21 protein-coding genes, 1 tRNA gene and 1 pseudogene are annotated in these 25,613 nt (G+C 66.9%); 18 read left to right on the top strand and 5 right to left on the bottom strand.

Annotation, left to right across the window (positions count from 1 at the left end):
• Window positions 1-29: 29 nt before the first annotated feature.
• From kdgR to ACG0Z3_RS00340, 17 genes are all read left to right on the top strand, one after another.
• A complete protein-coding gene (kdgR, locus tag ACG0Z3_RS00420) occupies window positions 30-836 on the top strand; it encodes a DNA-binding transcriptional regulator KdgR (RefSeq protein ID WP_394394422.1) in 807 nt (268 codons plus the stop codon).
• Window positions 837-949: 113 nt separating this feature from the next.
• On the top strand, window positions 950-1,969 hold the full coding sequence (locus ACG0Z3_RS00415; RefSeq protein ID WP_394394421.1) for an NADP-dependent oxidoreductase: 1,020 nt from the start codon (window positions 950-952) through the stop codon (window positions 1,967-1,969).
• Window positions 1,969-2,418 carry a GNAT family N-acetyltransferase gene (locus ACG0Z3_RS00410; protein ID WP_394394420.1) on the top strand — a complete coding sequence of 150 codons (450 nt, stop codon included), beginning with the start codon at window positions 1,969-1,971 and terminating at the stop codon, window positions 2,416-2,418. The genes ACG0Z3_RS00415 and ACG0Z3_RS00410 overlap by 1 nt, the downstream gene beginning before the upstream one ends.
• Entirely contained in the window at window positions 2,415-3,302 is an 888-nt protein-coding gene (locus tag ACG0Z3_RS00405; RefSeq protein ID WP_394394419.1) for an SDR family oxidoreductase, read from the top strand. Before ACG0Z3_RS00410 ends, ACG0Z3_RS00405 begins: the two co-directional genes overlap by 4 nt.
• 18 nt (window positions 3,303-3,320) lie before the next feature.
• Window positions 3,321-4,565 carry a TIGR03862 family flavoprotein gene (locus ACG0Z3_RS00400; RefSeq protein WP_394394417.1) on the top strand — a complete coding sequence of 415 codons (1,245 nt, stop codon included), beginning with the start codon at window positions 3,321-3,323 and terminating at the stop codon, window positions 4,563-4,565.
• Window positions 4,566-4,615: 50 nt separating this feature from the next.
• Window positions 4,616-6,934 (top strand): Tex family protein, encoded by a 2,319-nt coding sequence (locus ACG0Z3_RS00395; RefSeq protein WP_394394415.1) that lies wholly within the window; start codon window positions 4,616-4,618, stop codon window positions 6,932-6,934.
• Between the two features lie 151 nt (window positions 6,935-7,085).
• Window positions 7,086-9,332, top strand: coding sequence for a TonB-dependent receptor plug domain-containing protein (locus tag ACG0Z3_RS00390; RefSeq protein ID WP_394394413.1), 2,247 nt, complete (start codon window positions 7,086-7,088; stop codon window positions 9,330-9,332).
• Between the two features lie 61 nt (window positions 9,333-9,393).
• Window positions 9,394-10,494: a patatin-like phospholipase family protein gene (locus tag ACG0Z3_RS00385; protein ID WP_394394412.1), complete on the top strand. Its 1,101-nt coding sequence runs from the start codon at window positions 9,394-9,396 to the stop codon at window positions 10,492-10,494.
• Between the two features lie 183 nt (window positions 10,495-10,677).
• Window positions 10,678-12,585, top strand: a complete 1,908-nt coding sequence (gene thrS, locus ACG0Z3_RS00380; RefSeq protein WP_394394410.1) for a threonine--tRNA ligase — start codon at window positions 10,678-10,680, stop codon at window positions 12,583-12,585.
• Between the two features lie 71 nt (window positions 12,586-12,656).
• Window positions 12,657-13,202 carry a translation initiation factor IF-3 gene (infC, locus tag ACG0Z3_RS00375; protein ID WP_394395349.1) on the top strand — a complete coding sequence of 182 codons (546 nt, stop codon included), beginning with the start codon at window positions 12,657-12,659 and terminating at the stop codon, window positions 13,200-13,202.
• A gap of 121 nt (window positions 13,203-13,323) precedes the next feature.
• A complete protein-coding gene (gene rpmI, locus ACG0Z3_RS00370; protein WP_028601240.1) occupies window positions 13,324-13,527 on the top strand; it encodes a 50S ribosomal protein L35 in 204 nt (67 codons plus the stop codon).
• A 26-nt stretch (window positions 13,528-13,553) separates the two neighbouring features.
• Window positions 13,554-13,910 carry a 50S ribosomal protein L20 gene (gene rplT / locus ACG0Z3_RS00365; RefSeq protein ID WP_025564000.1) on the top strand — a complete coding sequence of 119 codons (357 nt, stop codon included), beginning with the start codon at window positions 13,554-13,556 and terminating at the stop codon, window positions 13,908-13,910.
• 87 nt (window positions 13,911-13,997) lie between these two features.
• A complete protein-coding gene (gene pheS, locus ACG0Z3_RS00360; protein ID WP_394394407.1) occupies window positions 13,998-15,041 on the top strand; it encodes a phenylalanine--tRNA ligase subunit alpha in 1,044 nt (347 codons plus the stop codon).
• Between the two features lie 30 nt (window positions 15,042-15,071).
• Window positions 15,072-17,498, top strand: a complete 2,427-nt coding sequence (pheT, locus tag ACG0Z3_RS00355) for a phenylalanine--tRNA ligase subunit beta (RefSeq protein ID WP_394394405.1) — start codon at window positions 15,072-15,074, stop codon at window positions 17,496-17,498.
• 11 nt (window positions 17,499-17,509) lie between these two features.
• Window positions 17,510-17,878, top strand: coding sequence for an integration host factor subunit alpha (locus ACG0Z3_RS00350; RefSeq protein WP_394394403.1), 369 nt, complete (start codon window positions 17,510-17,512; stop codon window positions 17,876-17,878).
• A gap of 35 nt (window positions 17,879-17,913) precedes the next feature.
• Window positions 17,914-18,429: a MerR family transcriptional regulator gene (locus tag ACG0Z3_RS00345; protein WP_394394401.1), complete on the top strand. Its 516-nt coding sequence runs from the start codon at window positions 17,914-17,916 to the stop codon at window positions 18,427-18,429.
• Between the two features lie 33 nt (window positions 18,430-18,462).
• A tRNA-Pro gene (locus ACG0Z3_RS00340) sits at window positions 18,463-18,539 on the top strand.
• Window positions 18,540-18,708: 169 nt separating this feature from the next.
• Here the strand turns inward: ACG0Z3_RS00340 and ACG0Z3_RS00335 are convergent.
• Window positions 18,709-19,378: pseudogene (locus tag ACG0Z3_RS00335) on the bottom strand (IS256 family transposase); the annotation flags it as partial.
• Between the two features lie 70 nt (window positions 19,379-19,448).
• On the opposite strand from ACG0Z3_RS00335, the gene ACG0Z3_RS00330 reads away from it, so the two are divergent.
• Window positions 19,449-20,240, top strand: coding sequence for a PEP-CTERM/exosortase system-associated acyltransferase (locus ACG0Z3_RS00330; protein ID WP_394394399.1), 792 nt, complete (start codon window positions 19,449-19,451; stop codon window positions 20,238-20,240).
• 83 nt (window positions 20,241-20,323) lie between these two features.
• On the opposite strand, the gene ACG0Z3_RS00325 is transcribed toward ACG0Z3_RS00330, so the two are convergent.
• Genes ACG0Z3_RS00325 through ACG0Z3_RS00310 form a run of 4 tightly spaced genes read right to left on the bottom strand, consistent with a single transcriptional unit; the run spans window position 20,324 to window position 25,599 of the window.
• Window positions 20,324-21,427 carry a porin gene (locus ACG0Z3_RS00325; protein WP_394394397.1) on the bottom strand — a complete coding sequence of 368 codons (1,104 nt, stop codon included), beginning with the start codon at window positions 21,425-21,427 and terminating at the stop codon, window positions 20,324-20,326.
• A gap of 32 nt (window positions 21,428-21,459) precedes the next feature.
• Complete coding sequence (locus ACG0Z3_RS00320; protein ID WP_394394396.1) at window positions 21,460-22,752, bottom strand: gallate dioxygenase; 1,293 nt, start codon at window positions 22,750-22,752, stop codon at window positions 21,460-21,462.
• 45 nt (window positions 22,753-22,797) lie between these two features.
• The gene (locus tag ACG0Z3_RS00315; protein WP_394394394.1) at window positions 22,798-24,513 is read right to left on the bottom strand and encodes a subtype B tannase; all 1,716 of its coding nucleotides are present in this window, start codon (window positions 24,511-24,513) and stop codon (window positions 22,798-22,800) included.
• A 54-nt stretch (window positions 24,514-24,567) separates the two neighbouring features.
• Window positions 24,568-25,599, bottom strand: a complete 1,032-nt coding sequence (locus ACG0Z3_RS00310) for a TRAP transporter substrate-binding protein (RefSeq protein ID WP_394394393.1) — start codon at window positions 25,597-25,599, stop codon at window positions 24,568-24,570.
• Window positions 25,600-25,613 lie beyond the last annotated feature (14 nt).

The raw sequence follows: 25,613 nt of genomic DNA, 5'->3' as shown, positions 1-25,613 counted from the left end.
CTGGAACAAGCGCCCGAAAGAACCAAAACATGGATGAGGACATTGGCGACGCCAAACAGCCGGAATCGGTTGCCGCCGTACTGAAGGTGTTCGCCATCCTGAACGCCCTGGGCGAGCGCAGCGACATCGGCATCACCGACCTGTCCGTGCGCCTGGCCATGCCCAAGGCCACGGTCTACCGCTTTCTGCAGACCATGAAGAGCCTGGGCTATGTGCGCCAGGAGCCCGATAGCGAACGCTACGGCCTGGCCATGCGCATGTTCGAGATCGGCGCCAAGGCCCTGCCCTCGCCTGACCTCGTAGACCTGGCCAAGCACCCCATGCAGATGCTGGCCGATGCCACAGGCGAGACCGTCCACCTGGGCAGTCTCATCGACAGCGAGATCATCTACATCCACAAGGTGGACTCGCGCCACATGCTGGGCATGTACTCGCGCGTCGGCCGCCGCGCGCCCATCCACTGCACGGCCATCGGCAAGGTGCTGATGGCCTGGGAGCACCCGGAGCGCCGCGACGCCATCCTCGATGGCGCCGAGTTCAAGCGCTTTCGCGACAAGACCATCACCGAGCGCCCGGCCTTCCTGGCTGAGCTGGCCCAGGTCAACAAGCAGGGGTTCGGCGAAGACCGCGAGGAATTCGACGACCACATCCGCTGCCTGGGCGTGCCTATCTTCGACCGCCTGGGCCAGGCCATCGCCGGCATGAGCGTGTCCTTCCCCACGTTCCGCTTCGACGAGGCGCGCGCGCCCGACGTCGTGAAGATGCTGCAAAAGGCCAGCCGCGACATCTCCGAAAAGCTCGGCTGCACCAACTTCCCGCTCAAGTCGCCCGACTGAGCTCCGAAAAAGCACGACCGTGCTTTTCTGTCGCCGATGGGACGTGCCACGTCCCCCGGCCCATGCTTCAATGCCCTCCGCTGGCCGGGACGCCCCCGGCCCTGGAGACCCGCATGAGCACCACCAACCGCCAGATCGTCCTCGCCGCCCGCCCCAAGGGTGAGGTCACACCCGACAACTTCCGCCTCGTCGAGGCCGCCCTCGCGCCGCTGGCCGAGGGCCAGGTGCGCGTGCGCAACCACTTCCTGAGCCTGGACCCGTACATGCGCGGCCGCATGAACGACAGCAAGAGCTACGCAGCGTCGCAGGCCATCGACGAGGTCATGATCGGCGGCACGGTCGGCGAGGTTGTCGAGTCCAGGAACGCCCATTTCGCCGTCGGCGACAAGGTCGTCGGCATGGGTGGCTGGCAGGAGTTCCAGACCGTGGACGCCACACAGCGCGGCGTGCTGCAGAAGGTGGACACGACGCACATCCCGCTGTCCGCCTATCTCGGCGCCGTCGGCATGCCCGGCGTGACGGCCTGGTACGGCCTCGTGAAGATCATCAACCCCAAGGCCGGCGAGACAGTGGTAGTGAGCGCCGCCAGCGGCGCGGTCGGCTCGGCCGTGGGCCAGCTCGCCAAGGCGCGCGGCGCCCGCGCGGTGGGCATTGCCGGCGGCGCGGACAAGTGCCGCTACGTCGTCGAGGAACTGGGCTTCGACGCCTGCATCGACTACAAGCAGCATGGCGACGTGCGCTCGCTGTCCGCCGCGCTGAAGGCCGAGTGCCCGAACGGCATCGACGGCTACTTCGAGAACGTCGGCGGCTACATCCTGGACGCCGTGCTGTTGCGCGCCAACGCGTTCAGCCGTGTGGCCATGTGCGGCATGATTTCCGGCTACGACGGCCAGCCCATCCCCATGGCTGCACCGCAGCTCATCCTCGTCAACCGCATGAAGGTCGAGGGCTTCATCGTGTCCGAGCACATGGAGGTGTGGCCCGAGGCGCTGAAGGAGCTGGGCGGCCTCGTCGCCACTGGCAAGCTCAAGTACCGCGAGTCCGTGGCCCAAGGCCTGGAGAATGCGCCCGAAGCCTTCATGGGCCTGCTCAAGGGCAAGAACTTCGGCAAGCAGCTCGTCAAGCTGGTCTGATGAACTGGACCTGCGTCCCGTTTGCCGAGCTGACGGTGCAGCAGCTCCACGACGTGCTGCGGCTGCGCTCCGAGGTCTTCGTCGTCGAGCAGCACTGCGTGTTCCTGGAGATCGACGGCCTGGACCCGCTCACCTGGCATCTGCTCGGTGTGGGCGATGACGGCCGGCTGCTGGCCTACACACGGCTGATCCCGCCTGGAGTGAAGGCGCCCGACGCGCTCATCAGCCGCGTCGTCACGTCGCCCGCCGCACGAGGCGGCGGCAGTGGGCGCGCGCTGATGGCCGAGTCCATCGCGCGCTGTGAAGCCCTATGGCCCGGCCACGCCATCACGCTTCACGCACAGGCCCACCTGGAGCGCTTCTACGGCAGCTTCGGCTTCGCGCCCTCGGGCGAGCCCTATGTCGAAGACGGCATCCCCCACATCGAAATGAGAAAGCCCCTGCCATGAGCAAGCAAACCGCAGTCATCACCGGTGCCGGCTCCGGCTTCGGCCTGGAAACCGCCCGCCTCGCCGCCCGGCGCGGCATGAACCTTGTGCTCGTGGACGTGCAGGCCGACGCGCTGGACAAGGCCGTGGCCGAGTTCGCAGACGTCGAGGTGCTGGCCCGCGTCGTCGACGTGGCCAAGGCAGACCAGATGGAAGCACTGGCCAAGGCTGTCGAAGCGCGCTTCGGCGCGCCGCACTTCGTCTTCAACAACGCCGGCGTGGGCTCCGGTGGCCTGATCTGGGAGAACGCCCTCAGCGACTGGGAATGGGTGCTGGGCGTGAACCTGATGGGCGTCGTGCACGGCGTGCGCCTGTTCACGCCCATGATGCTGGCCGCTGCGAAGGCCGATCCCGCTTATCGCGGCCACATCGTCAACACCGCCTCCATGGCCGGCATGCTGAACCCGCCCAACATGGGCGTGTACAACGTCTCCAAGCACGCGGTGGTGTCGCTGTCCGAGACGCTCTATCAAGACCTGTCGCTTGTGACCGACCAGGTTCATGCCTCGGTACTGTGCCCCTTCTTCGTGCCCACCGGCATCAGCCAGAGCCATCGCAACCGGCCGGCCGACCTGCCGATGTCCAAGGCCACCAAGAGCCAACTCATCTCCCAGGCGCAGACCGACAAGGCCGTGTCCTCGGGCAAGCTCACGGCGGCAGACGTAGCGACGCTGGTGTTCGACGCCATCGACCACGGCAAGTTCTACATCTTCAGCCACCCGCAGGCGCTGGCCGGCGTGCAGACACGTCTGGAAGACGTGATGCAGCTGCGCAACCCCACCGACCCGTTCGCGGACCGTCCCGAGATCGGTGCGGCGCTGCGGGCCAAGCTGCGCGCCGACTGAGGCTGGGACAATCGGGGCATGAGCTCCCCCGATTCCATCGCCATCATCGGCGGCGGCCCCGCCGGCCTGATGGCCGCCGAGGTGCTGGCCGCTGCCGGCCAGCACGTCACCGTCTTCGATGCCAAGCCCAGCGTCGGCCGCAAGTTCCTGCTGGCCGGCAAGGGTGGCCTCAACCTTACGCACGCCGAGCCGTTTGCACCCTTCCTCGGCCGCTTCGGCGCGCGCGCCGCACACATCGAGCCGCTGCTGCGTGAATTCGATGCCGACGCGCTGCGCGCATGGGCTGCGGGCCTGGGCGTGGACACTTTCGTCGGCAGCTCCGGCCGAGTGTTCCCCGCCGACCTCAAGGCCGCGCCGCTGCTGCGCGCCTGGCTGCAGCGGCTGCGTGCCGCCGGCGTGAAGTTCGCGATGCGCCACCGCTGGACCGGCTGGGCCGACGACGGCTCGCTGCGCTTCGACACCCCCGACGGCGAACGCCTCGTCACGCCACGCGCCACGCTGCTGGCGCTGGGCGGCGCCTCCTGGCCTCAGCTCGGCTCCGACGGCGCCTGGGCGCCCTGGCTGGCCGCACGTGGCGTGGACGTCGCGCCGCTGCAGCCCGCCAACTGTGGCTTCGACGTCGGCCCCACAGCCGCCCACGCCGGCGCCCCCGGCTGGAGCGAGCGCTTCGCGACCGAATTTGCCGGCCAGCCGGTCAAGCCGGTGGCGCTGGCCACCGAGGGCTTCGACAGCCGCCCAGGCGAGTTCGTCATCACGGCCACCGGCATTGAGGGCTCACTGGTCTACGCCGCCAGCGCCGCGCTGCGCGAGCAGATCGCCCGCGACGGCCACGCCACGCTGCAGCTGGACCTGCTGCCGCAACTGACACCCGAACGCGTGCTGGCCGAGGTACGCCACCCGCGCGGCAGCCGCTCGCTGTCGTCACACCTGAAGAGCCGGCTGAACCTGAGCCCGCTGAAGCTGGGCCTGCTGCATGAGCTGTTGACGCGCGAGCAGATGCTGGCCCCCGCCACGCTGGCCGCTGCACTGAAGGCCCTGCCGCTGACGCTGCACTCGACCCGGCCCGTGGCCGAGGCCATCAGCACCGCGGGCGGCGTGCGCTTCGAGGCGCTGACCGGCGGGCTGATGCTGCAGGCCCTGCCCGGCGTGTTCGTCGCTGGCGAGATGCTGGACTGGGAAGCCCCGACGGGCGGCTACCTGCTGACCGCCAGCATGGCCAGCGGCCGGGCAGCGGCGCTGGGTCTGACGCGCTGGCTCGGTTAGGCCAAAATCCTGGGCTTTTCGCGTCACGCCAGGGCCCCGTTTTGGACCAATTGATCGTTTCCCAGATTGCTGCTGAGCTGAAGGTTCGGCCTGCCCAGGTGCAGGCTGCCGTCGACCTGCTGGACGGCGGCGCCACCGTGCCCTTCATTGCCCGCTACCGCAAGGAGGCCACCGACGGCCTGGACGACATCCAGCTGCGCGAGCTGGACGCCCGCCTGGCCTACCTGCGCGAGCTGGCGGATCGCCGCGAGGCCGTGCTGAAAAGCATCGCCGAACAAGGCAAGCTGACGCCCGAGCTGGAAGTCGCCATCAAGGCCGCGCCCACCAAGCAGGAGCTGGAAGACCTCTACCTGCCCTACAAGGTCAAGCGCCGCACCAAGGGCCTGATCGCCCGCGAGGCCGGGCTGGAGCCGCTGGCCGACGCGCTGTTCGCCGACCCGTCGCTGGACCCGCAGGTTGAGGCCGCGAAGTTCCTGAACGCCGAGGCCGGCTTTGCCGACACCTTCGCCGTGCTGGACGGCGTGCGCGATCTGCTCTCCGAACGCTGGGCCGAGGACGCGGTGCTGGTGGGCAAGCTGCGCGAGTGGCTGTGGGAGGAAGGACTGTTCCAGTCCAAGCTGATGGACGGCAAGAACGGCGAGCTGCCCGACAACGCCAAGTTCCGCGACTACTTCGACTACGCCGAGCCCATCAAGACCGTGCCGTCGCACCGCGCGCTGGCCGTCTTCCGCGGCCGCACGCAGGAGCTGCTGGACGCCAAGCTGGTACTGGACGAAGAACCCGTGGCCGGCCAGCCCGGCCTGGCTGAGAGCCGCATCGCGTCGCACCTGGGATGGCGCCATGCCAATCGCCCGTCGGATGCGCTGATCCGCAAGAGCATCGGCTGGACCTGGAAGGTCAAGCTGAGCCTGAGCCTGGAGCGCGACCTGTTCGCCCGCCTGCGTGAAGCCGCCGAGGCCACCGCCATCAAGGTCTTCGCCGAGAACCTGCGCGACCTGCTGCTGGCCGCACCCGCCGGCAAGCGCGTCGTCATGGGGCTGGATCCGGGCATTCGCACCGGTGTGAAGGTGGCGGTGGTGAGCGACACCGGCCGAGTGCTGGACACGTCCACCGTCTACCCACACGAGCCGCGCCGCGACTGGGACGGCTCGCTGCACACGCTGGCCAAGCTCTGCGCGACGCATGGCGTCAACCTGATCGCCATCGGCAACGGCACCGCCAGCCGCGAGACCGACAAGCTGGCCGGCGAACTGATCAAGAAGCTGCAGGCGCTGGACGCCGACGTCAAGATCGAACGCGTCGTCGTCAGCGAGGCCGGCGCGTCGGTCTACTCAGCCTCCGAGTTCGCCTCCAAGGAACTGCCCGACCTGGACGTGAGCCTGCGCGGCGCCGTCTCCATCGCGCGCCGCCTGCAAGACCCGCTGGCCGAGCTGGTCAAGATCGACCCCAAGAGCATCGGCGTCGGCCAGTACCAGCACGACGTCAACCAAAGTGAGATGGCGCGCGCGCTGGACGCAGTTGTCGAGGACTGCGTGAACAAGGTCGGCGTGGACCTGAACACCGCGTCGCAGGCGTTGCTGGCCCGCGTGTCGGGCCTGTCGGCCTCGGTCGCCAGCAGCATCGTGCGCTGGCGCGATGCCAACGGGTCATTCCGCAACCGCCAGCAGCTGCTGGACGTGACGGGCCTGGGGCCCAAGACTTTCGAGCAGGCCGCCGGCTTCCTGCGCATTCGCGGTGGCGACAACCCGCTGGACCTCAGCGGCGTGCACCCCGAGACCTACCCGCTGGTCGAGAAAGCCTTGGCGCTGCTGAAGCGCTCGGCCGACGAGATCGTTGGCCGCAGCGAGGTGCTGCGCACGCTCAAGCCCGAACTGCTGGCCGACGACAAGTTCGGCCTCATCACGGTCAAGGACGTGCTGGCCGAACTGGAGAAGCCCGGCCGCGACCCGCGCCCGGATTTCAAGGTCGCCCGCTTCAACGACGGCGTCGAAGACGTGAAGGACCTGCAGCCCGGCATGCTGCTGGAAGGCACGGTCAGCAACGTCGCACAGTTCGGCGCCTTCGTCGACCTGGGCGTGCACCAGGACGGGCTCATCCACGTCAGCCAGCTGAGCAACAAGTTCGTCAACGACGCGCGCGAGGTCGTCAAAACCGGCGACATCGTCAAGGTCAAGGTGCTGGAAGTGGACCTGGCCCGCCAGCGCATCTCGCTGACGATGAAGCTCGATGCCCAGGCGCCGCGCGGCGCCAAGCAGGACAACGCCTTCCGCCCCGCCGCCCGCAACGAACGGGCCGGTGGCGGCGCGCGCGACACGCAACCGGCTGGCGGCAACGCGATGGCGGCGGCCTTCGCCAAGCTCAAACGCTGACCTTCGGCACTGACACGAACTGCTGTCAACATGCGGCCCGCGCCACGGGTCGTCGACTGACACCCGCCAAACTGCAACCGGTCGCAGCCCGCCTGCGGCCGGCTGGCAGGCCCGCTATGGTGCGCGCCATCCTGCATCCTCGGAGTCCTTCTTGAAAACCCCTGCCCTCGCCCTGCTGCTCCTGCTCAGTCCCGCCCTGGTTCTGGCCCAGCAGGAGGTCGACCGCGCCTCGAACAACTCGCCGACACCCGGCAACCAGCAGCTGGAGCGCGTGTCCGTCTCGCGCACGCAGACCGACACCGACCTGCGCCGCCGCGAGCCCGTGGCCAAGCAGCTGTACGGCCGCGACGAGTTGGACAAGTACGGCGACACGCAGCTCTCCGACGTGCTCAAGCGCCTGCCGGGCATCAACGTCTCCGGCGGCCAGCTGCGCATGCGCGGCCTAGGCGGCGCCTACACGCAGATCCTGGTCAACGGCGAGCCGGCGCCCCCGGGCTTCAGCCTGGACAACCTGAACCCGGCGCAGGTCGAGCGCCTGGAAGTCACCAAAGCCCCCACCGCCGACCAGAGCGCGCAGGCCATCGCCGGCACGCTGAACATCATCCTGAAGGACGCCCCGCGCGTTGTGCAGAAGGACCTGCGCCTGGGCCTGGCCTACGCGAGCGAGAAGCCGGTCATCAATGCCGGCTTCACCTACGGCGATCGCGTCGTCGGCGGCGTGGGCTTCGTGCTGCCGATCTCGGTCTACCAGTGGAACTTCGTCAACGAAACCGAAGGCGACCGCGTACGCGACAAGGGCGTGACCGGCATGAGCAATGTCGGGCGCGACCGTGCCTTCGGCCGCGGCTTCAACATCTCGCCGCGCCTGAACTGGAAGCTCGACGACGACGAGACGCTGACGCTGCAGGGCTTCTTCGTGCAGAACAGCTTCCGCAACGAGGGCGAGAACACCACCACCGTGCTGTTCTCGGGCGCCAGCAGCGTGCTGCCGCAGAGCCTGCTGGACACCACGCGCAACCGCGGCACCTTCTCGGCCAACCGCGTCAACCTGCAATACAACAACCGCTTCGGCGAGGATCGCCGCATCGAGCTGCGCGCGGGCACCGGCAGTGGTGGCGCAGACTTTGACTTCGATTTCTTCGGCCGCAACAAGGACGGCTCGCAGGCCATCGACCGCTTCACGTCGGGCGACAACCGCAACCGCAACACCAGCCTGTCCGGCAAGTACAGCCAGTACGCGGGAGAAGCCCACACCATCACGACCGGCGCCGAGCTGGAGCGCCGCACCCGCGACGAACGCCGCCGCACGCAGCAGATCGACTACCGCAAGACCAACCCGCAGCTGGAAGACCTGCTGACGGGGGTCGAAGGCCAACCCTTCAACGCGACGATCACCCGCTCGGCCGCCTACCTGCAGGACGAGTGGGAAATCAACAAGCAATGGTCGGCCTACGCCGGCGTGCGCCATGAGCAGATCAAGATGGCCAGCGAAGGCGACGGCAGCCAGTTCACCAGCACCAGCAAGGTCACGACGCCGCTGCTGCACCTGAACTTCAAGCCCGACCCCAAGGGCCGCGACCTCGTGCGCGCCAGCCTCACGCGCAGCTACAAGGCAGCGGACGTGCAGCAGCTCATCGCCCGCCCGACCGTCAACACCGACTACGAGGTGCGCGGCCCGAATGCGCGCATCAACACCGAGCTTGCCCCGGACCGCATGGGCAATCCGTTGCTGAAGCCGGAACTGGCCACCGGCCTGGACGTGGCCTTCGAGAAGTACCTGCCCGCAGGCGGCCTGGTGTCGGTCGGCGTGTTCCACCGGCGCATCACCAACCTGATCCGCACGGACCGGCCGCGCCTGATGACGGTGCCCTATGCCGATACGCAGCGCTACGTCATCACGCAGATCAACCTCAGCAAGGCCACGACCCAAGGCCTGGAGCTGGAGGTGAAGGGGCGTGCCGGCGAGCTGTTCCCGAGCCTGTTCGAAGCCAGCACCGCGCTGAACCTGCGTGCGTCGCTGAACCTGTACCGATCTTCCGTCGGCGACATCCCCGGCCCCGACAACCGCCTGGAGGGCCAGCAGCCCTGGCAGTTCAATTTCGGTGCCGACTACCGTCTCAAGAGCCTTCCGATCAACATGGGCTTCAGCGCCCAGATCGCGCCTGAGTTCGACGTGCGCCAGAGCGTGCTGCAAAGCCAGACCTCGCTGGCCTCGCGCTCGCTCGACGCCTTCGCCGCCATGCAGGTCAGCAAGCAGGACAGCGTGCGCGTGAGCGTCAACGGCCTGTTCCAGCCCAAGCAGGGCACGCGCGTCGTCATCGTCGGCACGCCGGACTACAACCGGAACGAACGCGAGCCAGTGCCCTGGTGGTCGGTGAACTGGGAACACAAGTTCTGACGCCCCGCGCCGTCCCGGCCGCGTCACGCGACGCAGCCCGTGTCGGCTATCTTGTCGGGCGATGAGTTCCTCCCCCGCCCTTCAAGTCTTCGCCGGCCCCGCCGCCCGCGCGCGGCTGGCCGAGCGCGGCCTGCGCGCCGATGATGTCGGCCTGATTCCGGCCGCGGCCGGCGGCCCCAAGGGGCTGATCCTCAACGGCCTGGACCGCTTCATCTTCGGCGACTGGCTGGCGCCCAGCCGCCACCCGGTTCACCTCGTCGGCGCCAGCATCGGCGCCTGGCGCATGGCCACAGCCGCGCTGGCTCACCGCGACGTGGCCCACGCGTTCAACGTGATGGCCGAGGCCTATGTGACGCAGGAGTACGACGTGCTGCCGGGCGAGAAGCGGCCGCGGCCCGAGGGGGTCAGCCGGCGCTTCGGCGAGATCCTGGCCGAGATCTTCGAAGGCCGTGAGGCCGACGTGCTCGCCCACCCGCGCTATCGGCTGCACATCGTCACGTCGCGTGGCCAGAACAAGGGACTTGGCTTGCTGGCGCGCGAAGGTCGACTGCGCACGCCGCTGGGCTACCTGGGCGCGTTTGCGGCCAATGCAGTGTCACGCCCGCTGCTGGGCCGGTTCCTGGAACGCGTCGTCTTCTCCGATGCGCGCGACCGCCTGCCGCTGAAGCTCAACGACTTCACGACGCGCGAGGTGCATCTGTCGCGCACCAACCTGCGCGGCGCGCTGCTGGCCAGCTGCTCCATCCCGTTCTGGCTGCGCGCTCAGCATGACCTGCCCGGTGCCCCGCGTGGCGCCTACTGGGACGGCGGCATCACCGACTACCACCTGCACCTGGACTACCGCGCGCTCCAGGCATGCGCGGCGCCGTTGGTGCTGTACCCGCACTTCCAGCGCCAGGTCGTGCCCGGCTGGCTGGACAAGGCGCTCAAATCCAGACACCGCTCGACCGCCTTCCTCGACAACGTCGTGCTGCTGTGCCCGTCACCCGCGTGGATTGCCACGCTGCCCGGCGCCAAGCTGCCGGACCGCCAGGACTTCATGGCGCTGGACGCCGACGAGCGCCGCCGCCGCTGGCGCGTGGCTGTCAGCGAAAGCCAGCGACTGGCTGATGAATTCGCTGCGTTGGCGCAGCGCGACTCGATTTTGGCGCTACCGCTTTAGAATCGCGGCTCCCTCCCCTCACAAGAGCGAGAAAGGCACCCTGGTTATGACACCGCGAACTACGACCACCACCTTCACCGGTAACTAGTCGGCCGCGGCACGTCACGTCTTCTCGCCCTTCACGGGCACGAACAAAGCGCGGCACCTGGCCGCGCTTTTTTGTTTTCGCTCTTGGAGCACCCCATGATTTCCATCCAACTCCCCGACGGCTCCCGCCGTGAGTACCCCGCCGCGCTGACGGTCGGCGACGTCGCCGCCAGCATCGGCGCCGGCCTGGCCAAGGCCGCCCTCGGCGGCAAGGTCGACGGTCAGGTCGTCGACCTCAGCCACGTCATCGACCGCGACGTCCAGCTCGCCATCGTCACCGACAAGGACGCCGACGGCCTGGAGCTGATCCGCCACTCCACGGCCCACCTGCTGGCCTACGCCGTCAAGTCGCTGTACCCCGACGCCCAGGTCACCATCGGCCCGGTCATCGAGAACGGCTTCTATTACGACTTCGCCTACAAGCGCCCGTTCACGCCCGAGGACCTGGCCGCCATCGAGTCCAAGATGACCGAGCTGGCCAGGAAGGACGAGAAGGTCGTGCGCCGCGTGCTGCCGCGCGACGAAGCCGTGGCCCACTTCAAGGCGCAAGGCGAGGCCTACAAGGCCGAGATCATCGAGAGCATCCCGGCCGACCAGGACGTGTCGCTGTACGCCGAAGGCGCCTTCGAGGACCTGTGCCGCGGCCCGCACGTGCCAAGCACGGGCAAGCTCAAGCACTTCAAGCTGATGAAGGTGGCCGGCGCCTACTGGCGCGGCGACCACCGCAACGAGCAACTGCAACGCATCTACGGCACGGCCTGGGCGACCAAGGACGACCTGCAGAAGTACCTGACGATGCTGGAGGAAGCCGAAAAACGCGACCACCGCAAGCTCGGCAAGGAACTGGATCTGTTCCACATCGACGAGCACGCCCCCGGCGTCGTCTTCTGGCACCCGAAGGGCTGGACGGTGTGGCAGGAGGTGGAGCAGTACATGCGCCGCGTCTACCGCGACAACGGCTACCAGGAGGTCAAGGGCCCGCAGCTGCTGGACAAGACGCTGTGGGAAGCCACGGGCCACTGGGACAAGTACCGCGAGAACATGTTCACGACGGAATCGGAGAAGCGCGACTACGCGCTCAAGCCGATGAACTGCCCCGGCCACATCCTGATCTTCAAGCAGGGCGTGAAGAGCTACCGCGACCTGCCGCTGCGCTTCGGCGAGTTCGGCCAGTGCCACCGCAATGAGCCCACCGGCGGCCTGCACGGCATCATGCGCGTGCGCGGCTTCACGCAGGACGACGGCCACATCTTCTGCACGGAAGACCAGATCCAGGGCGAGGTCACCGCCTTCACGGCGCTGCTGCAGAAGGTCTACAAGGACTTCGGCTTCACGGACATCATCTACAAGCTGTCGACACGCCCCGAGAAGCGCATCGGCAGCGAGGAAAGCTGGGACAAGGCCGAGCACGCGCTGGCCGAGGGCCTGCGCGCGTCGGGCTGCGATTTCACCTACCTGCCCGGCGAAGGTGCCTTCTACGGCCCCAAGATCGAATACACGCTCAAGGATGCGCTGGGCCGCGAGTGGCAGTGCGGCACGATCCAGGTCGACCCCAACATGCCCGAGCGCCTGGACGCGGCGTTTGTGGACGAGGACGGCGAGCACAAACGCCCGCTGATGCTGCACCGCGCCATCGTCGGCAGCCTGGAGCGTTTCATCGGCATCCTCATCGAACAGCACGCCGGCGCGCTGCCCACCTGGCTGGCTCCGACACAGGTTGTTGTCGCCAACATTACGGATGCGCAGGCCGATTACGTGGCTGAAATTGTGAAATCGCTGCAAAAACAAGGGCTTAGGGCCTCAGCCGATTTGCGCAACGAGAAGATCACCTATAAAATCCGCCAGCATTCCATGCAAAAGCTGCCGTACATCCTCGTCGTAGGCGACAAGGAAAAGGCGAATGGCAGCGTTGCGGTACGCGCCCGTGGCAACCAGGACCTCGGCGTGATGCCTCTGCAGGACTTCCTCGACAGGATCTCCGCAGACATCACCAACAAGGTCTGAAAGAGCCGTCCGGGCGCGCTTTGTTTTATTTGAGGCCCCTCGCCTTGGGGCCTTGTTGAAAGGTCCACACCATCGCTACGTTTGCCGACCGTCGCGCGATTCCGGAGCGCAAGCACCGCCTGAACCGCGAAATCATGGCTCCCGAAGTCCGCCTGAACGGCCCCGAGAATGAACCCATCGGGATCGTCAGCATCCAGGAAGCCCTGCGCATGGCGGGCGATCTGGACGTGGACCTGGTCGAGATCTCCCCCACCGCCAATCCGCCGGTCTGCCGGCTGATGGACTACGGGAAGTTCAAGTACATCGAGCAAAAGCGCGCTGCCGAGGCCAAGTCCAAGCAGAAGGTCATCGAGATCAAGGAAGTCAAGTTCCGCCCGGGCACGGACGAAGGTGACTACCAGATCAAGATGCGCAATCTGCGCCGCTTCATTGCCGAAGACGGCGACAAGGGCAAGGTCACGCTGCGCTACCGGGGCCGCGAGATCACGCACCAGGACATCGGCATGCGCCTGCTGGAGCGGATTCGCGACGAACTGGCCGACGTGGCCGTGGTCGAGAACATGCCGAAGCTTGAGGGCCGCCAGATGATCATGGTGCTGGCCCCCAAGAAGCGGTAAGCAGTTTTTGAAGTTCAACCGGCAGGTTTGGTCGCCTGCCGGTTCACAAGTCTCCTGAGGCCAACAAGCGTGGCGGGCTCACCGCCACCGCCCCAGGGACACACTTAAAAGGAGCATTCACATGCCCAAGATGAAGACCAAGAGCAGCGCGAAAAAGCGTTTTCGCGTTCGTCCGGGTGGCACCGTCAAGCGCGGTCAGGCGTTCAAGCGCCACATCCTGACCAAGAAGACCACGAAGAACAAGCGTCAGCTGCGCGGCGCCGTGAACGTGCACGAAACCAACATGGGCCACATGGCTCAAATGTTGCCTTTCGCCGGCCTGTAATCCACCAAGACTAGAAGGAGAAACATATGCCTCGCGTCAAACGTGGTGTTACCGCTCGCGCCCGTCACAAGAAGGTCCTGGCTCTGGCCAAGGGCTTCCGCGGTCGTCGTAAGAACGTCTTCCGCATCGCCAAGCAGGCGGTGATGAAGGCGGGCCAATACGCCTACCGTGACCGCCGCACCAAGAAGCGCGTGTTCCGTCAGCTGTGGATCGCCCGTATCAACGCCGCCTCGCGTGGCCTGGGTCTGTCCTACAGCAAGTTCGTGGCGGGTCTGAAGAAGGCCCAGATCGAGATCGACCGCAAGGTCCTCGCCGATCTGGCCGTCAACGACCCGGCTGGTTTCGCCAGCATCTTCGCCAAGGTGAAGGCCGCGCTCGCCTGATTGCGAACTGCTCCGGCGCGAGCTGGAGCCCGCAACTTTTGAGGGCCGGCCCACCAGGGTCGGCCCTTTCTCATTCCGAATTCCCGAATGTCCGATCTCGACGCTTTGCTGCAAGCGGCACAGGCCGACTTTGCCGCCGCCCCCACGCCCGCCGAACTGGAGAACGCCAAGGCGCGCTTCCTCGGCAAGTCCGGCCGTGTGACCGAACTGATGAAGGGCCTGGGCGCCCTCAGCATCGAGGAGAAGAAGACCCGCGGCGCCGAGATCAATCAGACCAAGGTTGCCATCGAGGCCGCCCTCACGGCCCGTCGTGATGCACTGGCCGCCGCCGAGCTCGAGAAGCAGCTCAAGGCCGAAGCCTTGGACGTGACCCTGCCAGGCCGCCAGCGAGGCACCGCCGGCTTGCACCCGATCACCCGCGCGATGGAGCGCATCGAGGCCATCTTCGGCTCCATGGGCTTCGACGTCGCCGATGGCCCCGAGATCGAGACCGACTGGTACAGCTTCTCGGCGCTGAACAACCCCGAGAACCACCCGGCCCGCTCGATGCAGGACACGTTCTACGTCGACATGAAGGACGAGAACGGCAGCTGGCTCAACCTGCGCCCGCACACCAGCCCGATGCAGATCCGCTACGCGCAGGCGCACGCCAAGCGCTATGCCGGCCAGGAGACCATGCCCGAAATCCGCGTCATCGCGCCGGGCCGCACTTACCGCGTCGACAGCGATGCCACCCATTCGCCCATGTTCCATCAGGTCGAAGGCCTGTGGGTCGGCGAGAACATCTCGTTCAAAGACCTGAAGGCGGTCTACCTGAACTTCATCACCGCCTTCTTCGAGACCGACCAGCTGCAGCTGCGCTTCCGCCCCAGCTACTTCCCGTTCACCGAGCCCAGCGCCGAGATCGACATCATGTTCGAGAGCGGCCCACTGAAGGGCCGATGGCTGGAAGTCTCAGGCTCGGGCCAGGTACACCCGCAGGTCATCCGCAACATGGGCCTAGACCCCGAACGCTACATCGGCTTCGCCTTCGGCTCGGGCATCGACCGCCTGGCCATGCTGCGCTATGGCGTCAACGACTTGCGCGCCTTCTTCGACGGCGACCTGCGTTTCCTGTCGCAGTTCAAGTAATCCGCCCAGCCACCGAGTTCACGAGTCACCATGCAATTCCCCGAGTCCTGGCTGCGCGAGTTCTGCAATCCGCCGCTGTCCACTGAAAAACTGGCCGAACTGCTGACCATGTCTGGCATGGAAGTGGAAGAGCTGAGCCCCGTTGCTCCCCCCTTCCACGGCATCGTCGTCGCCGAGATCCTCGAAGCCGAGCAACACCCCAACGCCGACAAGCTGCGCGTCTGCAAGGTCAACGCTGGCGGCGAGCTGCTGCAGATCGTCTGCGGCGCCCCCAACGCCCGCGTCGGCATCAAGGTGCCGCTGGCCACCGTCGGCGCCGAGCTGCCGCCCGGTGAAGACGGCAAGGCCTTCAAGATCGGCGTCGGCAAGCTGCGCGGCGTCGAGAGCTTCGGCATGCTGTGCTCGGCCCGCGAGCTCAAGCTCAGCGAAGACCACGGCGGCCTGCTGGAGCTGGCGGCGGACGCCGTCATCGGCGAAGACATCCGCAAGCACCTGAACCTCGACGACACGCTGTTCACGCTGAAGCTGACGCCCAACCTGGGCCACGGCCTGAGCGTGTTCGGTGTCGCGCGTGAAGTGGCTGCGCTGACCGGCGCACCGCTGCTGAAGGCCGAGTTCCCGGCCATCAAGCCGACGCTGGATGACAAGCTGCCGGTGCACGTCGAAGCCACCGACCTGTGCGGCCGTTTCTCCGGCCGCATCGTCAAGGGCATCGACACCAAGGCCAAGACGCCCGCCTGGATGGTCCAGCGCCTGGAGCGCTGCGGCCAGCGTTCGGTGACGGCCCTGGTCGACATCTCGAACTACGTGATGTTCGAGTACGGCCGCCCCTCGCACATCTTCGACCTCGACAAGATCAGCGGCGAACTCGTCGTGCGCTGGGGCCGGAGCGGCGAGCAGCTCAAGCTGCTGAACGGCAACACTGTTCAGCTGGACGAGAAGGTCGGTGTCATCGCCGATGCACGCGAGGTCGAGTCCCTCGCTGGCATCATGGGCGGCGACCACACCGCCGTGTCCGACGACACGAAGAACGTCTACGTCGAAGCCGCCTTCTGGTGGCCCGAGGCCGTCATGGGCCGCGGCCGGCGCTACAACTTCTCCACCGACGCCGGCCACCGCTTCGAACGCGGGGTCGATGCCTCGCAGACCGTCGAGCACATCGAGCGCATCACGCAGCTCATCCTCGACATCTGCGGCACGGCCGATACGAAGGTCGGCCCGATGGACGATCAGTCGCCCAACGCGCCGGTCGCCAAACCCGTGACGCTGCGCGTCGCCCGCGCTGCCAAGGTCATCGGCATGCCAGTGACGCAGGCCGACTGCGAGAAGGTCTTCACCCGCCTGGGTCTGCCGTTCACTGCCGCAGACGGCACCATCACGGTGACCCCGCCGAGCTGGCGCTTCGACATCCTGATCGAGGAAGACCTCATCGAGGAAGTCATCCGCGTGATGGGCTACCCGACGCTGCCGTCCACGGCGCCGCTGGCCCCCATCGTCGGCCGCACCGGCTCGGAGTCGCGCCAGGCCAAGCACGCGCTGCGCCGCGCCGTGGCCGCGCGCGACTACTTCGAGACCATCAACTTCAGCTTCGTCGAGGAGCGCTGGGAGCGCGAGCTGGCCGGCGTCGCCGACCCGATCAAGCTGCTGAACCCCATCGCTGCGCCGCTGTCGGTGATGCGCACCAGCCTCATCGGCAGCCTGGTGCAGGTGCTGCGCCACAACCAGGCCCGCCGCGCGACGCGCGTGCGCGTGTTCGAGCTGGGCCGCGTGTTCAAGCGGGACACCACGGTCGCCAGTGGCCCGCTGTCGGTCGCCGGCATCGCCCAGCCACTGCGCCTGGGCGGCCTGGCCTGGGGCCCGGCCGAACAGCAGCAATGGAGCCAGCGTGACCGCGCCGTCGACTTCTTCGACGTCAAGGGCGATCTGGAAGCCCTGTTCGCCCCGCAGACGCTGAGCTTCGATGCCGCCGAGCACCCGGCGCTGCACCCGGGCCGCAGCGCCCGCGTGAGCCTGAACGGCACCGTCATCGGCGTCGTCGGTGAACTGCACCCGCGCTGGCGTCAGGCCTACGAGATCAGCGGGGGCGCGCCTGTTGTCTTCGAACTGGACCTCGACGCCGCACTGAGCCGCACGCTGCCTCAAGGCCAGCCGCTGCCCCGCCAACAGGCCGTGCAGCGTGACCTCGCGCTGGTCGTGAAAGACAGCGTCAGCCACGATGCCCTGGTGGCCAGCATCACCACCGCCGGCGGCACGCTGCTGCGATCGGTCCGGCTCTTCGACGTCTTCAAGCCAGCAGCCGGCGCCACGACCGACCTGCAGGCCGACGAGCGCAGCCTGGCCGTGCGGCTGGAGTTGCTGGACGACGAAGCCACCTTGACTGACGAGCGCATCGATGCCGCCGTATCGGACATCGTTGCCGCCACCGTGTTGCAGCTTGGCGCTCGCTTGCGCGGGTGACAGGAGAAACCATGGACGCCCAACACGACAAGAAGGACCCGGTTGCCGTCGTCATTGGCAGCCTCGAGACGCCCACCCTGACCAAGGCAGAACTCGCGGAGTTGCTCTTCGACAAACTGGGCCTCAACAAGCGCGAGTCCAAGGACATGGTCGAAGCCTTCTTCGACATCCTGCACGACAGCCTCGTCAAGGGACAGGACGTGAAGCTCTCGGGCTTCGGCAATTTCAACATCCGTCGCAAGGCGCCACGCCCGGGCCGCAACCCACGCACTGGGGAATCCATCCCCATCAAGGCCCGCAACGTGGTGACCTTTCACGCCAGCCACAAACTCAAGGGCCAGGTGCAAGGCGACGCGCCGGCCTCGGAAGACTTCGAGTAGAGTCTGGCTCCCTTTCGCGAACTTGTTGATTTGCAATGGAAAAGGCGCTTCCCGCCATCCCCGCCAAACGCTACTTCACCATCGGTGAGGTGAGCGAGCTGTGCGGCGTGAAGCCATACGTGCTGCGCTATTGGGAGCAGGAGTTCAACCAACTCAAGCCCATGAAACGGCGCGGCAACCGGCGCTACTACCAGCACCACGAAGTGCTGTTGATCCGCCGCATCCGCGACCTGCTCTACGACCAGGGTTTCACGATCAGCGGCGCACGCAACCAACTCAGCGAAGGGCTGCCCGTGACGGCAGCACAAAGCTTCCGCGATGAAGCCGAGGCCGCGCGCGCTCATGACGAGGATGCTGTCGACGAATTCAGCACCGAAGGTGCCAGCGAGTTGCTGCTCACGGCGGCCGCACGCGCCTGCACACCGGCTGCCCGCCCCTTGAAAGCCGCAGAGGCATCGCTGACGCTGTCCATCGAGCCGATCGCCCAACTGACCTCGCTGGAGCAGGTTCGAGCGGAGCTTCTGGCAATTCGCTCCGCTTTGTTGATCTGACGACAAAATCTGCGTTATACTTATTGGCTCAGTCGGGGCGTAGCGCAGCCTGGTAGCGCACTTGCATGGGGTGCAAGGGGTCGCGAGTTCGAATCCCGCCGTCCCGACCATTTTTATTGAAGCAGATCAAGGACTTAGAAGCGAAAGCCTCTAAGTCCTTTTTCCTTTCTGGCTCCAGTTTCGGCTCCAGTTTCGGCTCCAGGGGGATACCCAGGGGGATACCGAGCGCGGGCTTTCTGGGAACGTCCGCTCATGGAAGTCGCTGTCGCTGTCGCTGTCGCTGTCGCTGATGACGAGCTTGACGCCGCGCAGGCCGCGTCGGTTCAGGCTGCGCAGGAACTCCGTCCAGAACGGCTCCGCCTCGCTGGCGCCGACCTTGATGCCCAGGACCTCGCGCTGGCCGTCGGTGTTCACGCTCACGGCCACTATGACCGCCACGCTCACGCTACGCCCGGCCTCGCGCGTCTTGACATAGGTCGCATCGATCTACAGGTACGGCCAGTCGCCTTCGATCTGCCGGTTCAAGAACGCGCCAACCCGCTCGTTGAGTTCGGCACACAGCCGTGACACCTGGCTCTTGGACACGCCGCTCATGCCCATGGCCTTGACCAGGTCGTCCACGGAGCGCGTGGAGATGCGCTTTGATGTACGCCTCCTGGATCACCGCCGTCAACGCCTTCTCGGCGGTTCTGCGCGGCTCCAGGAACTCGGGGAAGTAGCTGCCCTGGCGCAGCTTGGGGATCTTGAGCTCGACGCTGCCAGCGCGCGTCTCCCAGGTTCGATCTCGAAAGCCATTGCGGCTGTTCAAACGCTCGGCGCTCTTCTCGTCGTAGCCGGCGCCACAGCGGGCCTCGACATCGATCTCCATGAGCCGCTGGGCCATGAACTGCACCATCTGGCGCAGCACATCAACGTCGGCTCCCTTCTCGGCCAGTTCGGCCAATGCCATAGTGGAGGCACATCCGGTAAACGCACCCACATGGCTTGCTACCATGCAGCAACAACAAAGGGGGCACTTCATGACTGATCCGAACGAAACCAGGGATCTGGCCGGAGCCTTTCAGAAGTACTTCACCATCGCACCGGCGTTAACCCCCGAGGACCGCAACGAGGTCTATCGGATTCGTCATGACGTCTACTGCCGGGACCTGGGCTGGGAGCCCGTCCGCGCCGACGGGATGGAGACCGATACTGCGGACAAGCACTCGGTGCATTGCCTGCTGCGCAAGCAGGGCACGGGCGAGCCCGTGGGCTGCACCAGGCTGATCCTCGCGAAGGGCCAGGAAGCGCTGCCGTTCGAGGACAGCTGCCGGCACGTGCTGGACCGCAGCCTCGTCGATCCGAGCCAGCTTCCACGCGACACCATCGGCGAAGTGTCGCGGCTCGCCGTGGTCGGCGCATTTCGCCAGCGCAAGGGCGAGCAAAACATGGCGATGACGTCGGCGTCCGAGACAAACTTCGCGATGGACCAGCCGATGCCGCGTTTTCCGTTCATCCCCGTGAGCCTCTACCTGGCTGCGGCCGCCGTGGCAAGGCACCTGCAGGTCGAGCATGTGTTCGTGCTGACGGAGCCGCGACTGGCCAGTCATTTCTCGCGCATCGGCTTCGACATACGAACGGTCGGTGGCGAGATTGAGCACCGCGGCATACGCGTGCCGTCGTTGCTGAGCTCAAGCAAGGTCGTAGAAAACCTTCGGCCCATGATCCGCCCGCTGTACGACATCGTGCAGCAATCCGTCGAGGCAAGCTTTGCCAGGCACCCCGAAGTCCGGAGCGCCCTCAAAGACGCGGGCTGGTGCCGCCAGACCTGAGGCCCGCGTCGGCCTGAGCCCGGCCTCGCATCGCATCCTGCCGCAGCGCCCGCGCCACCTGGGCGCCACACGCAGGATGGGCCTCAGAAGCTGTGGCGCACGCCCAGCGCCAGGCCGGTCTGGCTGCCACCGGCCACCGGGCCGCTGCCGGCCGCCGCATTGGAGACGCCCAGCGCCAGCGTGCCATCGTTGCCGATGTGGCCTGCGGTCGCGTAGACCGCCGTGCGCTTGGACAGCGCGTACACGCCCCGCACGGCCAGCAGTGTGGCCTGGTTGGCCGTGTTGCGGTAGTCCAGCTTGAAGACCTGACCGTCCAGCGTGAACGCGGGCGTTACAGGGTAGCTGGCGCCCAGGTACCAGAGCTGACTCTTAGGCGTCGTGGCGCTGGCCTGGTTGTTGCGGTCGATGACGCCCGCGCCCAGCTTCACGCCGACGATGCGCACCCAGCCTGCCACCGTGGCGCGGCGGTCGGTCAGGCCGCTGCTGGTGAGGCCGGCAAAGGCACCGGTTCCGCCACGGATCTCGTCCACCGCCGCGGACAGGCCCCAAGTCGGCGTGTCGTACTTGGCCAGCACGGACCACTGGCGACACGCCTTGTCGTCGGCTGCGTTCTCGCCGGCGCAGTTGGTGCCTGAGGGGCTGGGGCCGGCATTCACGGCATCACGACCGAAGCTGTACGTGGCGCCCAGCGTCACGCCGCTGAAAGTGCCGCGCCAGGCAATGCTGTTGTCCACGCGCGAGTTGGGCAGGTAGCTGTCCAGCGAGCCGGACCCGAACATGGCGGGGCCCAGGATGTCGGCATCCAGCTGCGACCAGAAAAGCATGGAGTACTGGCGGCCCAGGGTCACCGTACCGAAGCTGCCCTGCAGGCCCACGAAAACCTGCCGCCCCCAGGCGCGGCCGCCCTGGTTCAGCGTGCCGCTGTCCACCCCCAGCCCCTGCTCCAGCGTGAACACGGCTTTCAGGCCGTCGCCCAGGTCCTCAGTACCGCGAAAGCCCAGGCGCGACGGCGCCATGCCGCCGGTCAGGCCGGGCATGCGCTTGAGGCTGCCGCCCGTGGCGCCGACGTTGCTCAGCTGCTCCACGGCGGCGTCCAGCAGGCCGTAGATGGTGACGTTGGACTGCGCGTGGGTAGCGCTGGCGGCGGCCAGGGCCAGTGCGCCGATGGCGAATGCGTGCTTGTTCATGGGAAGTCTCCTTGTTGTGGTGAGTGAAGAGATCAGGCGCTCTTGGGCGGGTTCCAGTCCAGCGGGCCGGCCTGCTTGCCGGCCACCGAGTACAGAGCCTGGGTGTTGCGGGTGCGCTGGAAGGCTTCCAGCGTCTCGCCGCGCATCGCGGCGTAGATGTGCAGGTTGGACACACCGATCACGGCGCCCAGCTTCTCGAGCATGAAGAAGATGACACCGTGGTGGATCAGGCCCTGCCAGTCGCGGCGGCGCACGAGGTCGCGTTCCACCTCGGGCAGCTGGGCAGCCTCGAATGCAGCCTCCTCGTCGGCCAGGAAGGCGGCGCGCACCTCGAGCTGCACGAGGGCATGCAGAAAGCGGTTCAGCCGGTAGGCCTTGACGCTGCGGGCCAGCGTGAACGGGTGGGTGCCGGGAAGCTTTTCCACCCCGATCAGTTGCTCGGCCATACGGGTACGGTGGCGCTGCAGCACCGTGGGTGGCAATACCTGCGCCACGGGCTCGTAGATGGCGGTGGCGATGCCGGTCATGGACGGCAAGTAGTAGTCGCGGTGCAGGCAGTTCACCTGCGCCGCCAGAGCGCCGCGCATGACCAGCCACATGATGACCTCCGCCCCCTCCAGGCCGCCCAGCTCGGCGTACTCGGCCTGCGTCATGTCGGCCAGCGCCTCGGGGTCGTTCTGGAACAGGTCCAGGAAGCGCGCGTCCCACGCGGTGTTGTTGAAGCCGGCGCGCTCGCCGTGCACCTGGTGGGACAGTCCGCCGGTGGCGACGATGGCGACCTTCAGATCCTCGGGGTAGCTCTCGATGGCACGGCGCAGCGCCTGGCCCAGCTTGTAGCAGCGCCGCGCGCTGGGGATGGGGAACTGCAGCACGCCCATCTGCAGGGGCACCAACTGCACGGGCCAGGCCGGCTCGTGCGGGCACATCACCGACAGCGGCGAGAAGCAGCCATGATCCAGGCCCCGATCCTGGAAGAAGGACAGATCGAATTCCTCGGCCATCAGCGACTGTCCGATGTGGGCGGCCAGCTGCGGGTGGCCCTGCGCGGGCGGCAGGTCACGCGCGCCGCCGCCCTCGTCCGCCACCGCCCACTGCTCACCCACGCCCAGCGCGAAGGCCGAGTAGTGGTCGAAGAAGAAGGACGTGACGTGGTCGTTGTAGATCAACAGCAACACATCGGGCTTGCGATCGGCCAACCACTGCTGGACCGGCTCGAAGGCCTTGAAGATGGGCGACCAGGCAGGGTCGTCGCGCTTGTCGCGGTCAAAAGCGAAGCCGATGGTGGGCGTGTGGGAGGCGGCAATGCCGCCGATGATCTGGGCCATGGTGTGAGCTGCTCGCGGCAGGCGTGAACCCGCCGCATCGGTGGGTTAGGGGTTAGCGTCGAGCTTGGCCTTGATCCAGGCAAAGGCTTCCTGCACGTCGTAGTTGCCGGCGTGGCCCACGAGGTAGGGGAACTTGAAGCTCACCTCCTTCACGGACGTATCGCTGCGGATGGCGTGGTAGAGCAGCGTCTGCATGACGAAAGCCGTGTCGCGGTCCACCATGCCGTGGCGCACGTACCAGTACGGCGCGCTATCAGCTGCCGTTCCCAGGTAGGCCAGCGGGTTGATCAGCTTGAGCTGGGTGTTCAGCGGCGTGCTGCTCAGCGCGGTGACTTGCGCCCAGGTCAGGCCGGTGTCGTCGGTACCCGAGCCGTCGCCGGTGGCGGCGTTGTTGTTCCAGCTCCACTCGGTGAAGTTGGCGTAACGCGCCGTAGCCGTGCCGAACAGGTTGGTCTCGCCGCTGACGTTCCAGGCGCCGGTGGTCGCGTTGCGGTTGCCGGTCACGCCCACGGGGTCGAAGGCCACCACCGTCTTCAGCGCCTGGTTGGCGGCGACGTAGTTGATGAACTTCGCGTAGTCGATGGCCGCGACCGTCGCGCTGCTGCCCGTGCCGCTGAGCGTCAGCCAGTCGTTGGCCAGCGTGGCTCGGCTGGTAACGAAGTTGCCGCCCAGCGCCGGCACGGCCGTGCCCTTGGCGATCTGGCGCTCCAGCTCGGCCTTCACGAAGGCCAGCGTACTGTCGCGCAGGCCCTGTGCCGTCAGCGCAGCGCCGCCTTCCAGCTTCAGGCCGAGGTTGTCCACATAGGCCGGGAAGCGCGCGGCGATGGCCGTGGACGCCGCGGGCTGCTGCCCCGCATTGAATGCCACGCCCCCCAGTGCGCCGGTGTTGGCGTTGCTGCGAACGGTGCCGTATTCGTACTCGTAGCCCGCGTCGGCATTGCCCAGGTTGTTGATGGGGCAGTAGGCCACGGCGGCGAACACGTCATCCTTGATCGTGCTGGCCAGGCTGGCCCCGGCGCCCTTGAGGCCGGCGGCGCCGACCTCGTCGAGATAGGGCAGGTAGTCGGCGCTGTTGCCGCTGGCCGCCACGGCCGCCGTCAGGCCACCGCCGCCGCTGGTGCCGGTCATGACGATGCGCTCGGCCGAGCCCGGCATCAACGCGTCGTTCAGCCGCAGGTAGCGGATGGCGGCCTTGGCGTCCACCACCGGGGCCGGCGCCTTGCCGCTGAAGCGGCCGTCCTCGGCCACGGCACCGCCGCGGCTGCGCGTGCCGACGTTGACGAACACATAACCCGCCTTCAGCGCGGCACCCACGTTGTCGGTGTCGCTGGTGCTGACGAACTTGGCACCCTCGACGATCGTCGTCGCCACGGGGCTGGCCCACCAGCCCCCGTTGTTGACGAGGAAGACCAGCGCCGTCTTCTGGTTGGTGGCCTGCTCCTCCGGCACCGAGACGATCATGCTCTGGTAGGCGTAGGGATCGGCCAGCGTGACCGCGCCGTTGCCCAGGCCCGCCTGGGCCAGCAGCATCTTGACGGGCTTGGCCACGTAGACGATGCGGTACTGGCGCAGCTTGAACGCCACGCCGTCGACGGTGACATTGACCGTCGTGTACTTGGTGGCGTCGAACTTCAGCGCGGCGTCCTCGGCATCCACGGCGACGGTCTCCGTGGGCGCCACGGGGTCAGGGTTGCTGCCGCCGCAGGCGGTAGTCAGGGCGGTGGCGCAGGCAAGCGCCACCCAGGTGAGTCTCAGGGTCATGGGTGTCTCCGGGCCTCTGTGAGGGCCTGTGGTGCGATGGGGATTGGGGTCGCGTTAGCGTGCTGCCGCATGCTTTGCGATCAGGGCCTTGGCGTCTTCCAGCAGCTTGGCGCCGGCCAGGCCCTTGGCGTCCATGTCCTTGACCCAGTCGGCGGCCAGCTTGTTGCCGAGCAGCTTCCAGGTCGCCAGCTCCGCGGCAGGGATGACGTTGACGGACGCCGGCGCGACGAGCTTCTTGCCCTCCATGTCAGCCTGCAAGAAGGCCTTGCCGATCTGGCCCGACAGCGACTGGCCGCTGTTCGCATCGATGACCTTCTTCAGCTCGGCAGGCAGCGATTCGTACTTGGCCTTGTTCATCGCGAAGATGAAGGTGGACGTGTAGAAAGCCGGCTGCGCCGGGTCGGTCTCGGCATGGAACTTGGCCAGCTCCTGCAACTTGACCGAGGGCACGACCTCGTAGGGCACGACGGCACCGTCGATGACGCCCTTGGACAGCGCATCGCCCACCTGCGGCACCGGCATGCTGACGGGCGTGGCCCCCAGCATCGCGATGAACTTGTTGGTCTGGCGCGTAGGTGCGCGCAGCTTCAGGCCACGCAGGTCGGCCATGCTCTTCACGGGCTTGCTGGCCATGTGGAACACGCCGTCGCCATGCACATGAAAGGCCAGCGGCTTGACGTCCTTGAACTCGCTCTGCGCATGCAGCTGCACGAAGTCCCACAGCGCCCTGCTGGTGGCCTCGGGGCTTTGCATCATGAAGGGCAGCTCGAAGGCCTCGATGCTGGGGAAGCGGCCTGCGGTGTAGCCGGGGAGCGTCCACACCACGTCGGCGACGCCGTCGCGCACCTGGTCGTACAGCTGCGGTGGCGTGCCACCCAGCTGCATGGACGGGTAGAGCTGGCACTTGAGCTTGTTGCCCGACTCCTTGGCGACCTTGTCGCACCAGGGCTGGATGAACAGCGTGGCCGCGAACGACGTGGGCGGCAGAAAGAAGTGCACCTTCAGCGTGACCTCTTGGGCGCTCGCCTGAATGGGCAATGCAGCGGCTGCAACCAGGCCGCATGCGGCCAGGAAGTTGAATTTCATGAATGTCTCCTGGG

It is taken from the genome of Pelomonas margarita (assembly GCF_043555875.1).
Taxonomy (GTDB): domain Bacteria; phylum Pseudomonadota; class Gammaproteobacteria; order Burkholderiales; family Burkholderiaceae_C; genus Pelomonas; species Pelomonas margarita.
Note: the sequence above shows the minus strand (reverse complement) of the source record. Positions and strands in the feature narration are given on the sequence as shown.